Genomic DNA, 13889 nt, shown 5'->3' on the forward strand with positions numbered 1-13889 from the left:
ACCATTGAGGCGTGGGACCTCCCGAGTGATCACTCACGCACTTCGTCTATCGACTCGGCGACGTCCTCCGCTTTGATATCCGAATACGCCTCATGAGTTGTTTCAATCGACGAGTGTCGCAGCGCTGATTGGGCCAACTCCGAGTGACCTTTTTTGTACAACTCAGCCCCCAATGCTCGCCGTGCACCATGTGGCTGGAGGTAGTCAGCATCACCCTCGAGTTCAATCCCAGCCTCATGGGTCAACTGCTTCAGGATCTGTCGTCCGGCTTCTTTCGTGATCGACGGCGGAGCAACCTGTTTTTCACGGCAGACAGCATCGATATCGGTGCCGGTTGCAGGTCGATCGCCCGTGGCATCTTCGACGGCCTGGTACTTGCTTGCTGTATGGCCAGTCGGAAACAGTGGCCACTCGCTGATCGGTGGCTCTTGGATGCGCTCAAGGCGTGCAAGCGCGCCGTGGGCAGCTTCCGTCAGCCCGACAGTTTCGTACTTGCGAGACTTGCCGAAGACTTCGAGTCGGCCATGCTCTAAGTCGACGTCGCCCCACGTCAGCCCGTCACGGTGGTTGTCATTCGGATCACGAAAGCACTCGGCTCCCCGAAGCCCAAGTTCGGCCAGCAAGACAACAATGGTTCGGTCGCGGTAAGCACGCTCGAGCGAGACGCTGATCGTTTCCTCACGAGCCATGCTAATTCGTTCGTCCGCGTAGGCGATAAGTTGTTTTCGCTGTTCGGGTGTCCAGAACTGGGTGTCTCGAGTCGGTGTGTCTTCGGGCAGGAACTCTTCGGCCGCTTCGGTATCGGCTGGGTTGGTGTCAAGTTTGCCGTCGCGTACACAAAACGACAGGAACGCGCGAATGTATCGAAAATAAGTGTTCGCTGTCGAGCCGGCGATTTCATTGTCGATGTACTCGGTTCGCAACTCGAGGCCGTAATCACGCAGATCGTCGTCAGTCAGTTCGTCGACGGCGTCAATTCCCTGGGACACACAGTACTCCGCAAAGTCCTCGAGCGGTGGTCGCATCGCTGTGCGACTAGCGCCGGATTCGAGTTTCTTCGTGAGATAGCGTTCGACCGCGTCCTTGACGGTCGTATCCGTGGGGTTTCGGCCTCGAGATTCGGTCCTAACCCCAGAATTTCCTGAATCCATGATTGTCACTGTGGGGTACAGCGTCGCCCCACGTAAATCTACTTGGTTAAACTGGCCTTTGACCAAGTAAGACCTATATCGTTTCTACCGTCTGTTTGTGGTAGTTTCAAGCCCTCTACCCCAAATATAGCATTTTATACACCATATAGTGCTATATAAAATACCCCACTCGATCACTAGAAATGAATCGGACAGAAACAAACGTCTGACGCGTTCTCGAGTGTGTGCTGCTGAGAAGTGTCCTACAACACAAGCCATTCGCTGGTGCCACCAGAACATTTTACTGCATGGTAGTGCTATCTCGAGTTGGTAGAGCGCCGGTGCCCGAGTGCGTACTCGGAGACCGGTTCCTCAGAGAACGATACCGATTACGAGAGCGATTGCTGTACCAATTGCTGTCGCCACTCGAGGACCAGCGGCAATCTCAAGTTGAATTGAGAGTGTTGACTGATTCGCCCACCTTGGGTTCGAGTAGCCGCCTGATTCGTCGGCGCAATCGCTGTTGTGGTTGTCGTCACTCATGATCGAATGTCGGATGGAGGACGGGGGCTTGGTAGAGCGCCGGTGTCCGCCCGCCAACGACAATATCTGGGTACACGCGTCCCACACAAAAAGCCACCCTTTACGCGTATAAAGCGGACGTATTTTCCGGATTCCATTTTAGAGGTAAGGGAAGTGGAGTTTGAAAATTAAGTCCGGTCTTTACTAACAGGATATTTCATGGCGGTCGCCACTGGCAGGGTGTAGATAGTAGACGTATTCGCGTGGTCAGCGGGTACTACGACCGTCATCCCTCGATCCGTTGCCGATGCAACAGCGCCTCTTTGATCGATAGTCCGTCTAACCGGCGATTTCATCTGCCAGTTGGTAGGCCCGGCCCTCCCGGTGTGGGTTTGCGTCGTACCAATTCGCGTTGTATTCGACGAGCGATTCAACGATCAACAAGTCTTCTTGAAAGGTTCGGTCGGACATCACCGCGTTTGGCCGTGTTATCGGGTATAATGTCTTGATAAGGTTGATCGGTTACTCGAGGCCGTCGACAACGGTGTCTTTCATGGCGCGGAATCGCTTGCCCCGATTGTCGTAGAAGTTCACTCGCCGGAGTTGCGGGATAACGATTGCGTATCCCTTCGGTGGCGAACCCGACAACGAGTACACGACACTCCCGACAGTGCCGTGGTCGTCAGTCCGTTCGTTCTTAACGGGTTCGCGACTCGAATTGTCGCCGCCGTAGTGACTCGAGAGTTTTTCGCGTATGTCCGCCTCAGTGAATGTGTCCATGGAATAGGCATGTTCCGTGATGAGTTTAAATTTCTGCAATAGTGGTGAAAGTAAAACAAGTTCGAGAGCCACACCTTTGACCTCCGAATCCGTAGCCTCGAGCAATCAGAACCAGCATGGCTGAACAGGTTGAATCCCACGACGAGAACGATACCGACGAACTAACGGGTAGTGTCGACGAGGTTCCCGACGACAAAACAGTCGAATGGGGCGAGGTACAGTGGGTCGGACTCTTCGGACTCATTTCGAGTTATTTTGTCTTTTCTGGGTCAATTGCGCTGTTCCAATATCTCGACTGGATTGGGATTGCACCGATGATTGCGTCAGCCGTCGAGCCACTCCCCGAAGCCGTTATCGGCATTCTCGGTGTCATCTCACTGTTTGTGAATTTTGTATTGATGGGGCTACTGCTCTGGAATGCAGAGTTTGTAAAGAATTGGCTCGAAGAGAATACGACGTTATAGATCGATTCAACGCCGCTGGGCGCTGACAGCCGATTCTTCCGTTTTCGTGCAAGCTCGAGACCTATCTCGAGGTCGTTGAGCGGGACGGCACGAAATACGTCCGTACCGAAGCGAACGACACTGAAGACGACAACCGAGCTCCCGGTAGTACCCAGCGTGTCGATACCCGCAGCCCCTATCGCCATGAATGCCCAACGGTCGAGGTCGAACGTACGATCGGGCGCCATATGCCACACTTTCACATCCAATGTCAAAGGCGCTATTTCGTCGGGGGTGAGCGTCAGTAGCGCCTGTATGTCGTGTGGCAGGCCGTAGGGGGACGTGGGGATGCAGAACTTCGGTCATTTCACCATGAAGAAAAGCACACCACTCAACAGAGTCCCAATCGGCCATCGCGCCCAACTTGAGGGCCGACACCGTTAGTCGCCAGCTGGAAATACGTTAGTTATTTTATATGGATTAATATCAAGAATTGAAATAATCAGAGCCATACTCACCTTCATTGTCCAATATCAAGTTGAGAAATTGTTCCTCAGTGATTTCACCATCTTGATAGGACTCTGCCCATCCATGTTCGATTCCATAGAACCCTATTGGGTCTTCGTAAATGATTATTTTTACAACAAGAATGTCTGGAGAATCGTACTCGTAATCATCTCCAGCATAAAAACCGCTATAAAAACCCGCCACATGTGATGCCTCTGATATTAAAAGATCATCAGTAGCATCTACCGCTTCTGTTCCAACAGTTAACAGACCTATATTTTGGTCATCAACTTCATAGTCATAGATAGGGAACGGTGTTTCTTCGTCAAGGAATTCTGGAAACATCTCATGGGCCGTTTCAGTTGCCCAATCCTTATCTACTTCAAGATTATCCGATTTATCCTGAACTTCAGAATTGTTTTCATCACCATCAGACATGCATCCACCGAGGAGCGCTAACCCAGTGAGTCCACTGAGAACCTCACGTCGACGCATCCAAATCATTGGTTCTCCCCCTTTCTAATACAAAGAGTTCATTTTGTGCTCCCTTGGCACCACTATACTCATCAGTTGATCGCTGTACTTTACTGCTATAGGTCAGCATACAGGAATCTAACAGACCAAAGACAAAGTAACTAACACTAAGACAACTGGAATGACGTTCCAGACATGTGATCAGTGTTAGTATTATTCATACGGAAAACACCGACCACCTGTTAATTAAGGTAGTTGGAAGGTATTCTCAAGCGGACAGAATGGTTCCAGCACGCAGATCATGCTTCGTTGCAAGCAACACTCGAACTCAACCGTGACACTGGTTGATTGCTCCGCCGCAATTTTCGCGACCACTGGAAGGAGACTAACGCACTCTTTCTGAGTCGTTTGAGCGATCGCTTGACCCCTCCTCCGCTCGTTCCAGTGCCTCAACGAGGCTACCGCTGTCCTGATCATGGACCTGTCTCGCCGACCGACCGCCAACACGGAGGGCGTGCGCGTGCGTTTGTGTGTACCAAAAACAGCTGTGGACATACCGTGACGAATACGACTGTCGAGTTTCGACGCGAGGTATTCGGACTCGAGTACACGATTATCAGCGGTTTCAAGCGTGAGAACGATGAGTGACCCATTCGAGACTGCGTAGCTGGCGGCGATATCCGATAGTGTTTTGAAACTGGTTTGTGAACTAACTGATTGGCGTGCGAAAGGCTCACTTCGGCCCTCTGTGTTCGTATTTCACTCGCAAAAGCGGGGTACGGTTCGTGTGTTCTATGCTTGAGTCGGATGTTTCACTACGGTGAGTTAGATATCCTCACCCCACTCGCGAAGGATTTCCTCAGCGTCGTCGATATTTTCCATCCCGGCGCGGTAGATCGCTTCCCGAACGTCGAACTTGTAAATGTCGTCGCCGAACCGGTCCTCAACTTCGCGACGGGCGTCTTTCTCTGCTCCATTGGTGTCGCTATAGAGCAAGAGTTGGTGTGACCTACGCCGCCCATCTTTCAGCGAGTTGCGTCGGACAAGCCGGGGAGTATCCTCTGTGATTTTGTTTTCTACGTCCCCGTTCAGTAACGCCTCGCCGAATTACCTTGATGGAATTACAAGATGTTTCCACACGAATCCACAGTAATTAATCAAACAATCGAGATTATGGAGAAGAAATTCTAACTCATCATCTCGACAACATCAGTTCGATAAGCCTCTATACAAACTGTGTCCCCAATATCAAACATGTGATTAGTAGTTTTTTGTTGTGTTTTTTCCATATCTACATATATTGTCCCGCTAGGGATTTTAGCGCAAATACCAATCGTATCATCCAAATCAGACCATGATGGTTGTTTGATGAATTCAATTATATCTCCGACATATTGTTGTGTCGACTTGCTTCCTCCTTTTACCAATGGTTTTTGATCACTTTGCGAGATACTGTTAGCTCTGGCAACGACCTTTAGCTGCACTTGATCACCAATCTGGTCAGATGATAAAACTGGAACAGTTCCATCAAACACATTTAATTCATCTCCATTATTCAGTTTTACAACGACAGTCTGAGTATACACTGTCTCTCCGTATTGTGCTTCTGGCTCGATCTCGATAATTTTACATTCAATCATGTGTCGAAACTTGGCTGACCAGGGTGTGAGGTAACAGTGAATCCGTTCTCGCCGGTTATCACAGTAACGTCTTGTCCGTTAATGGAGTGGACATATGCATAACCACCCCCATCAGAACTCGGTATTCTATGTGCATCGCCATGTTTAACTGATTCATGAATTGCATTCTTTATTCCAGTCTTGTCTGAAATATCAAGTCGAGAGCTACTATAAAAGTCAGTAGAATGTCGATTCATAATATGTTCAAGCCCTGCAGATTCAGATCCTGATTCAAGCCATTTGATTCCCTGCGGAGTGGTTACTACACTAGTTACTTGATTGATATCCCCGTTAGAATTGATGACTTCTACTAGATCATTTGCATCCAAATCCGGGTCCAAATGTCGATACTGTAAATCTCCACTCTGCCCCGTATCGAGATTTCGATTGTCATACAATTCACTCAATCGATTAGTGGTCGCTAGATCTTCGTTGAGAACTCGTTGTACATCACTTGGATCGGAAATGTCACTGATGAAACGAACAGTTGCATCCCCGTCAGCACTATTTGCTAATCGGGCTGCAAGAGCAGTTTGATCGCTCGAGGATAACGCTTCGAGGTGACTGTTAGGGAGTTGGTCAAGCCGTGTAAGTGCTATGTCTTGTTTTCCAGGAGAGAATCCACGCTCTTGGAGACCACGCATGACAGTTGGTGCGTCGATTTGCGGATTCCCACCATCAGATACGATACGTTGACTTATCTGTGCGGTTTTGGACCCTTGTCCTGCTCGAAGAGTTGGTGTGACATCACTCAAACCAGCCCTTGCCGTGTCAAGACGATTTGATAAATCAGTCGACTCGGAGGCTCCCTTCGTAATTGTTCCGCCGTATGCCATCGATGCGACGAAGTGGATAGCGTAGCCTTCGTACCAACCCGCTGCATATGCATCATATTGATCAGGATTTTCATGCTGGTCATACGGATTATCACGGTCTTGCTGTTGTTCGACGCTTTCAGGTAAATTTTCAATTATTTCTTGGACTAACTCCGGATCAAGCTCGTCGGCGAACGCTGTTAGTGAACTGTAGACCTCAATAGGATCAGACAGCACTAACATAACGAATTCAGGGAGCTCTGAGGCACCGTGAGTGAAGCCTGAGAGCGTGCCAGCCGCGTTTGGGTCAAGTCCGTGTTGACTCAGTTCGCCGTAGAAAGACGATTGACTGTGAAGGAGTTGATCTTGGGCGTTCCCGTGGATATCATTCGCCTCAATCATCGTCTCCGAGCCACGAAGTGCCGTCATGGAACCTTCCCATAACGACTCATACTGAGTATTCCACGTGAGAGCCGTTGGTGGAGGTGAAAACGTTTCTTCGTCAATCGATGACCCCTCTCGAAGTACTTCGAACGACGAAATTCCCGCGTCGTCCTCCAGTTGATAAGTGTAGCTGAAGTGCCAGCGAGGACGGTCGAAGCTCGCCCACTGGGAGGACTGTTCGTAATTTACCAGTGTAGCCTCAGGAGGTGTTGTGGTGAACACCGTCGGGTCTTCGCTATCGAGCGAAAGTGCCTGTGTATCAGAGATACCGTCACCAGTCGTGTCGCTCTGTCGTGGGTTGGTTCCTAACTCGAATTCCTCAACATCGGTTAGTCCATTTCCGCTCGTATCACTTACTAATGGATCCGAATTAACAAGACGGGTCTCGAAGAACTGGGCTGGATCACGTTCATCATCCGGTTCCGTGACTGCTTCCATCAACTCAAGCGCATCCTCATGGTTGTCGACGATTTCTATTTCCCAACCATCGAGTTGTTGTTGATCTGGAAGGCCGTCACCGGTCGTATCTACACGTCCAGGGTGGGATTCAACATGGTTGAGGTGTGCCTCGAGTTTCGTTTGATTATCTTCTTCGAAGACTTCCCAGTCAATGTCGACTGTCTCGTTGTCGAGTCGTCCGTCACCACTCGTATCCAGGGAAAGGGGATCTAATTCGAGTGGGTCACCGATGACACTGTCGTCACCATCCGCAATTCGAAGATCCATCTCGGTGACTGCGTCCGGAATACCGTCATTGTTCGAATCGAGGAGAGTCTTCGGTTCATCATCCGCCTCAACGTCTCCGATGTCGATCTGAACAGTATAGAATTCGCCAAGCGATGGGGTGAACTCTACGTGACTCTCATTATTCGGTGTACGGAGTTGTAGCCCCTCAGTCCGCTGAGTTCCGGGATTTGTCAGCCGAACCGCAACACCATCGGATCTATCAGGCTCTGTTCCGACTTCGAATCCCGTTCGCATTGCATACGAGCCCGAATTGTCCGTCTCATGTCTAATGTCGCCCTTGATGGTTGTTCCCGATTCAAGTTCGATAAGTTCGTCATTTGAAGTGTAGTAGGTTCCTTGCGGCCCTGTTTCTAACTCCAGTGCATACTGGCCATTTGTCGTTACATCAGAGACAATGCGAGACTCAGCGCCTCCATCACTCGTACGCGTATAATTGTCGAAGTCACCTGACTCAAAATTCTCTATCAGTTCACCGTCTCCATATCGAATATAATCTACAACGCCGTGATCGCCGTCGGACACAAAGTCTCCGATCGATCTAAAATTCAGGTGATTACCATACTCGTCTGGATCGTGATCGTCGAGAACAGAAGCAGATCCAACCTCAGTACCATCTGAATCAGTGACTGTGACTGTGTATTCGAGTGGGTCATCTACGGTATTATACTCGGTTGATGTAATCGAGTCTGTAGACGTTAATCGCTCCTCAGAGAAGGTATCCTCGGTGAGATTGTCTGATGCGTTCTCCGCTGTGTTATAGGCGATACGATTTTCACCAACATTTGGTTCTGTGGAACTCTCAGACAACGCCTGCGTCGCTCCCTTATCCAACGAATTATCCCCCGCATACGTACTGTTCTCAAAGTGCCTATCTTCGAGAACAATCACATCTGTCGTGAAATCGTCCCACTGTTCAGTGTCAAACACCGAAAAGAACGAGAATCCATCTACCTCTGCAGTTGCTGTCTGCTCTTCAAGATCTATCTCTGACTCTATTGAACTCCACGAATCATCGCTAGTTGGGTCCCACGTGTACATCGCGAGTGAATCCGCTTCAGATTCAATATCATCATCAAGCGGGATCGTAACCGACGCGTGATCAATGGCCGTTTCGTTCTCTATTCGCACCATCGGTGCTGCACGATATTCAGCATCACCAGAATCTGATTGATTAGTGACTGTGACCGCATCTGGACCGAGACCGTCACCAGTCGCATTGACTACAGTTCCACTTTCATCATCAGAGACATTGACATCATATGATTTGTCTGGATCACGCGGTGGCGTCGTTACGTTACGTTCGTCAGTTTGGACAGTGGTTTCCTGTGTCACTGTCCGGTCGCCATCCGTTGTGGTCACTTCGAGTGTAACATTTTCATTGGGTTCCAGTTCAAGTTGAGCCATCCCAGTCGCGAGGTGTCCGTCAACGCCTGGAGTGTGAAGAGATTCAGTATCGACGATATTTTCTTCGGAAGCCACATCGAACGTGCCAAACCTTGTAGCATCAGCACCGAATACCGTCGCTTCAAGTCCCACCTTTACAGACCCATTATTTTCAAATGGTTGAGTTGTTGTGACGAAAAGTTCTGGTTCAGTATGTTCGCTTGCTGTATCAAGTGCTCGTTCAGTATGGTGGACTGCCTCTCGATAATGATCAATCGCGTCTGCATGAGTTCTGATCTCGCGTTCTAATTTATACTGATCGGCGCCCTCGACAGATGATTCCCCTCGATTTAGAGCGGCTTCAGCATCGTCAATTGCCTGCTCAACCTGCTGATATTGGGCTGGCTCGTCGATTTCATCGCCAAAATGTTCAAGTGAGTGCTTAGCATCGTTGATGGCAACTTGTGCGGACTGTTCACTCGCATTGAAGATTTCGTGTGTGCTCTCGTTGAGTACCTCATCGTGATCACTACCAGTTGCCCTCGATAGACTGTGAAGTGCTCTCGCTTGTGTGTCGAATGAAGTTCGATCAACTGGTCGATAGACATCATCATACTGCTCGAGTGAAATTGCCAGTTCGTTTGTCGCTTCCGTCACATGATGTTTATTTTCTTCTGATGTCTCAAGTTGAGAAAGTGATTCATTTGCAAGCCATATTTGCTCAACTGGTGAATACTGTGTTTCGAGAATATTTTGATCGGTATCAGGTGGGTTGTCAGTCGAATTATCGGTGAACGCAAGTTGTGATTGCTGTGCCAATTCAGGTTGTTTGATTGACTTATCTTGATATTCCGGTGATGATGCAACTGCGATAGGAGAAATGATTGATGTTATAAGTAGAACTGATAGAATTATAGCTAGAAACTGGTTTACTTTTACAGACATATTTGATACAACATATACACAATACATAAAAGTTATTATTATATATTATACCTGGAGTGTGTATGAATTTGAGGATTATTAATAAGATTCGACAAGCGAAACGATATCTGCCGCTTTGAAAATCCGATTCCGTTCTTTATCACTTAATTCTATGATGATTTCTTCATCGGTGAGTTTCTCAATCACGTCGTAAACGGCCTGTCGAGAGCGTCCGGTTGCGTCAATCACACGCGGGGCCTGAAGATACGGCTCTTCGAATAGATGATCGATGACATCCCGGACCGCTGGACTATTTGGGAAGCGATCATGGTAGTCGGTACGGAGTGAGACAATCTCAATACCACACTGATAGGCATCAGCAGCCTGCTCAGCGATTGCATTCAGGACGAATGTGATCCACGATTCTCACTCTCCGTGCTGGCTTACAGCGAGCAAACGGTCAAAGTACTCTGTCCGATAGTGGTTGAAATATGCTGACAAGGACAAATACGGTTCAGAAAAGAGATCCGCCTGGTACAATTGCAACATGATTAGGAGTCGGCCAAGTCGTCCATTGCCATCTCGGAAGGGGTGAATCGTTTCAAACTGGTAGTGTGTAATAGCGATATCAATCAGTGGCGGGTAATTCCCATTTCTGATATACGACACCAGCTGATCAAGCAAGAGCGCGACACTGTTTGGGTTAGCCGGTACAAATCGAGCGTTTTCAATGTGATTGTCCGAACCAATCAGCACCGGAATCTTATCTCGAATGTGCCCTGGTCGCTTGTTCTCGCCATGGACATCGACCAATAATGATTGGTGGAGATTACAGAGTCGTTCTTGGTCAATCTGTCCTCCATCACCTAAGGCATCGAAGCCCGTTCGAATCGCGTCGACGTAATTATGGGCCTCTTGTACATCCCGTTGGTTTGCTGCTGATCTTTCTGGGTCGTCGTCGAGGTTGTGGAGAACAATATCAGATACAGTAACATTGGTTCCTTCGATTTGTGAACTCATTGCAGCCTCACGAACGACAAACGGAGCGAGGAAATGGGGTTCATTCTCGAGAGTATCGTAAAATGTCGAGAGTTGTCCAAGTGCATATTGGGCATCTCCGTACGCACGAAGGAGGTCATCAGTGAAAGAAAACTCCGGCGGAAGTCCGGCAGGCTGGTAACAGGGATTCCCTCATATGAGTCGATCCACCCCGGCCCGTCCTCAAAATCGGCAGGATTCATTTACCAAAGTGACTGCAGCCACTATCTAAATCTGATAAATAGTATTTTAATAGATTAATGGATCGAAGTTATAGGAGCTAATCTGGGTAGATTTGAATTAGTTGATTTACCATCCAGTGTCGTGGCCAATGTTCAATCCTGACTAAAGAGTAAACCCAAATCAATCGGTCAAGCCATACCCTTCGTCACGCATCATCTCAGCCACTTCCTCCGGGTTTGCATAAGCGAACTTCAGTGCAAACTCTCGAGCATCTGTCTTCGAAACCTCGCCGGTATCAAGTTCGTCAGCAAGTGCGTTCCGGAACTCGGATTCTTGGTTGTTCACCTCAGGACGGAGGTGAATCTCAATTCGTTCTTCCCGCTCATCACCGACATTACTTCGGCGAACAAAATAGGGAAACTCCTGCGTAGCTGGACCAGAATCATCGGTGGGATTAGACTCAGTATCGACAGGATCACTCGGAGTTGTCGATTGCCCTTGACTGCTGTCCTGTTCAGTATCATTTGGGTCTGCCACTGGTGGTTCTGACTCATCAGCCTCTGACTGATCGTCGCTACCACCGAAATCGAGATTTCCAGAACCTTTTTTCATTAGGCCGTCACCTCAGTTTCGGCATCGTCAACCACATCAAACGTATGCTCACCTTTGCCTTCGATATCGAGCGTCAATTCAGTATCTATCTCTGCATCGAACGTCTCGGTTGCGATAAATGCCGCCAGTTCGTAGATATCGCGAGCAGTCTCGAGTTCCCGATCTCGGACACGTCGACGGCCAGGTTCACTAATCATTTCATCGTCCTGCTCGAACGTCTTCCATCGCTCTTCGATTACTTTGAAAGCCGACCCTCGAGCCTCCCACATCGTATCCATCAAACTCTCACGAGCAGGAATTGCAACAGGAGTTTCGTATTCATCGGTGTTCTTGAACTGCTTTGAATATTGCTGGTGAGCGTTCGTCTGTCCAACCCCGGACGGAACGACACACGACAGTCCCACCTCAATATCTAACTGGGTACTCATGTTCGTGACTAACTCCTCGAGGCCATCGAGACTGAGATTTCCTTTCCCTGCTGGCTTGACTGGTGCAACGAGCGTCCGCATAGCGTAAATTGCGTTGAATAGCAGATCCTCTGCGCGAGCATTCGGATCAATAAGGATCGCATCGTACTGTTCATTGAGTTGCTCCTGCTCCCAGAGCAACTTGTATAGTAGCTCGTAGCGTGGGAACTCATCTTTACTCATATTCTTCATACCCGTCTCGTAGGCAATTTTCTGCTCGAGATTTGACGTGAAGTCACCGAGCATATCGTGACTCGGAACGATGTCGACGCCTTCTTCGGATGTTTCAATCAGGTCTTCAAAATCACCGTCAGGCATCTCGAGAATGTGTTTGACCAGATTGTCCGCTTCGGGATCGCTTCGGTGCTTACCAACGTCGAACAGACTTGTGAGATTGCCTTCCTGCGGGTCGAGGTCGATCACGCAGACATCCAGCCCCATCCGCTCGAGGCTAACCGCGAGATTCGCCGTTGTCGTCGTTTTGAACGTACCACCGGACTCTGAGTAAACGACTGTCGTTATCATAGTATCCGGTACAGTCATCAATTACTTAAATCTGTACTAGATAGACAGTGCAGATATCCATTACAGAAATCTGTACCAGTCGTCTGTAACGACCATCTGTTATGGTTCACTCAAGTGGTTTTGCTATCTTCGAGATTAGAAGTGGCCAACCTTCGTCGTAGTAGTGGTATCTGTACCAGATGTCTGTAGCAGATATCACATACAGATATCTGTAGTAGATATCCATATTTGATGTCCGTAATGAGTGAGCTACCTAAATCAGTCCGCAGTTCTCCTTAGGAGAAAGCGCACTCTAGTAGGATATTTAGCTGTTACCGGATTATTGGTAACTAACAGATGTACGAGGTACTCGACGACACAGCGGCACGAGTCATCCTCGCTCTAGAGAGTGGCGACTCGATACGCCGTGTCGCACAGCATCTCCACATGCCCTACGAGACGGTCAGACAGGCAGTCAACCGGCTCGAGGACGCCGGCTACGTCCGGTATGATGACGGCCTCTCCGTCGTCGTCGACCGCGTACGCGACGCGGCCCGTGAGCTGGTAGCCGCGAGCGCCAGCGTCAGTCCACCATCGATCGAAGAGGCATACATCATCCCACAATTTGGAGAGTGGCCGTTCGCGTTCACACGGATCGACGCTGTCTACGTGTGGACGCAGGGCGGGTACCAGGTCGGTCGTGATCCCGACGACTACCCGTTATTCCTCGCCGTTCGCGAGCAGGACGTCCACCACTGGGAAGCGTTCTTCGAGTCATTCGACCTGGCCACCGCATTTGAGCGTCAACCGAGAGAAGAGCTAGCGGGGCCGCTGCAGATCGTGCTCGATCCTCAGCCATCACTCGAGATTGACCATGTTGAAGGCTATCCAGTCATTCCACGAGCGGAAACGATCGAGTATATGCGAGAACATTACGCGCAGTTTCAGTCTGCACTCGCAATGGTCGACCGAATGTACGAGGATCTCGACCTCGGTGTTGCCTACCGGGAGAGTCAGAGGGCCCAGTCATGAGCTTCCATAACCGGAGTGACGCGCTCATCGAACTCCTCACCAACGAGTTGTCTACGATATTGTTCGGGACTGCGGGCCGCTCAAGCCGAGTGAAATCCACGAGCGCCACATCGACCAAGTCGATGATCCTCGAATGAAACGAACCGTCTTGACGTACCTCTCGAAGATGGCTTAGTACAATCTTCTCGAGGCCGAGGTAACGAAG

Annotated in this window: 13 protein-coding genes and 2 pseudogenes; 3 read left to right on the forward strand and 12 right to left on the reverse strand. The window is 49.3% G+C overall.

What is annotated here, in order from left to right; all coding sequences use genetic code 11:
- Positions 1-29: 29 nt before the first annotated feature.
- The 3 genes from B2G88_RS18145 to B2G88_RS18150 form a co-directional block, all read right to left on the reverse strand.
- Positions 30-1151, reverse strand: coding sequence for a tyrosine-type recombinase/integrase (locus tag B2G88_RS18145; protein ID WP_087715592.1), 1122 nt, complete (start codon positions 1149-1151; stop codon positions 30-32).
- Between the two features lie 840 nt (positions 1152-1991).
- Positions 1992-2123: a hypothetical protein gene (locus B2G88_RS20110; protein WP_281253899.1), complete on the reverse strand. Its 132-nt coding sequence runs from the start codon at positions 2121-2123 to the stop codon at positions 1992-1994.
- Positions 2124-2174: 51 nt separating this feature from the next.
- Positions 2175-2432 (reverse strand): hypothetical protein, encoded by a 258-nt coding sequence (locus B2G88_RS18150; protein ID WP_087715593.1) that lies wholly within the window; start codon positions 2430-2432, stop codon positions 2175-2177.
- A 116-nt stretch (positions 2433-2548) separates the two neighbouring features.
- On the opposite strand from B2G88_RS18150, the gene B2G88_RS18155 reads away from it, so the two are divergent.
- Entirely contained in the window at positions 2549-2896 is a 348-nt protein-coding gene (locus B2G88_RS18155) for a hypothetical protein (RefSeq protein ID WP_054861988.1), read from the forward strand.
- Positions 2897-3361: 465 nt separating this feature from the next.
- Here the strand turns inward: B2G88_RS18155 and B2G88_RS18160 are convergent, their stop codons facing one another.
- The 9 genes and pseudogenes from B2G88_RS18160 to B2G88_RS18190 form a co-directional block, all read right to left on the reverse strand.
- Entirely contained in the window at positions 3362-3820 is a 459-nt protein-coding gene (locus B2G88_RS18160; RefSeq protein ID WP_054861987.1) for a hypothetical protein, read from the reverse strand.
- An 861-nt stretch (positions 3821-4681) separates the two neighbouring features.
- Positions 4682-4852 carry a hypothetical protein gene (locus B2G88_RS19760; RefSeq protein ID WP_176393291.1) on the reverse strand — a complete coding sequence of 57 codons (171 nt, stop codon included), beginning with the start codon at positions 4850-4852 and terminating at the stop codon, positions 4682-4684.
- Between the two features lie 191 nt (positions 4853-5043).
- Positions 5044-5496, reverse strand: a complete 453-nt coding sequence (locus B2G88_RS18165) for a hypothetical protein (RefSeq protein WP_087715595.1) — start codon at positions 5494-5496, stop codon at positions 5044-5046.
- A complete protein-coding gene (locus B2G88_RS18170; RefSeq protein ID WP_140408909.1) occupies positions 5493-9869 on the reverse strand; it encodes a hypothetical protein in 4377 nt (1458 codons plus the stop codon). Before B2G88_RS18170 ends, B2G88_RS18165 begins: the two co-directional genes overlap by 4 nt.
- A gap of 78 nt (positions 9870-9947) precedes the next feature.
- Positions 9948-10097, reverse strand: a complete 150-nt coding sequence (locus B2G88_RS19995) for a hypothetical protein (RefSeq protein ID WP_245835450.1) — start codon at positions 10095-10097, stop codon at positions 9948-9950.
- A 177-nt stretch (positions 10098-10274) separates the two neighbouring features.
- Positions 10275-10661, reverse strand: a complete 387-nt coding sequence (locus tag B2G88_RS20000) for a Fic family protein (RefSeq protein ID WP_245835456.1) — start codon at positions 10659-10661, stop codon at positions 10275-10277.
- 120 nt (positions 10662-10781) lie between these two features.
- Positions 10782-10916, reverse strand: a pseudogene (locus tag B2G88_RS20005) (Fic/DOC family N-terminal domain-containing protein); the annotation flags it as partial.
- 333 nt (positions 10917-11249) lie between these two features.
- Positions 11250-11681 carry an acyl-CoA dehydrogenase gene (locus B2G88_RS18185; RefSeq protein ID WP_087715598.1) on the reverse strand — a complete coding sequence of 144 codons (432 nt, stop codon included), beginning with the start codon at positions 11679-11681 and terminating at the stop codon, positions 11250-11252.
- Positions 11681-12673: a ParA family protein gene (locus tag B2G88_RS18190; RefSeq protein ID WP_054861984.1), complete on the reverse strand. Its 993-nt coding sequence runs from the start codon at positions 12671-12673 to the stop codon at positions 11681-11683. The genes B2G88_RS18185 and B2G88_RS18190 overlap by 1 nt, the downstream gene beginning before the upstream one ends.
- Before the next feature lie 336 nt (positions 12674-13009).
- Between B2G88_RS18190 and B2G88_RS18195 the strand changes: the two genes are divergently transcribed.
- Together B2G88_RS18195 and B2G88_RS20145 are read left to right on the forward strand one after the other, a co-directional pair.
- Positions 13010-13684, forward strand: coding sequence for a helix-turn-helix domain-containing protein (locus B2G88_RS18195; protein WP_054861983.1), 675 nt, complete (start codon positions 13010-13012; stop codon positions 13682-13684).
- Between the two features lie 31 nt (positions 13685-13715).
- Positions 13716-13856, forward strand: a pseudogene (locus B2G88_RS20145) (AAA family ATPase); the annotation flags it as partial.
- Between the last annotated feature and the right edge of the window lie 33 nt (positions 13857-13889).

Source organism: Natronolimnobius baerhuensis (assembly GCF_002177135.1).
GTDB lineage: Archaea > Halobacteriota > Halobacteria > Halobacteriales > Natrialbaceae > Natronolimnobius > Natronolimnobius baerhuensis.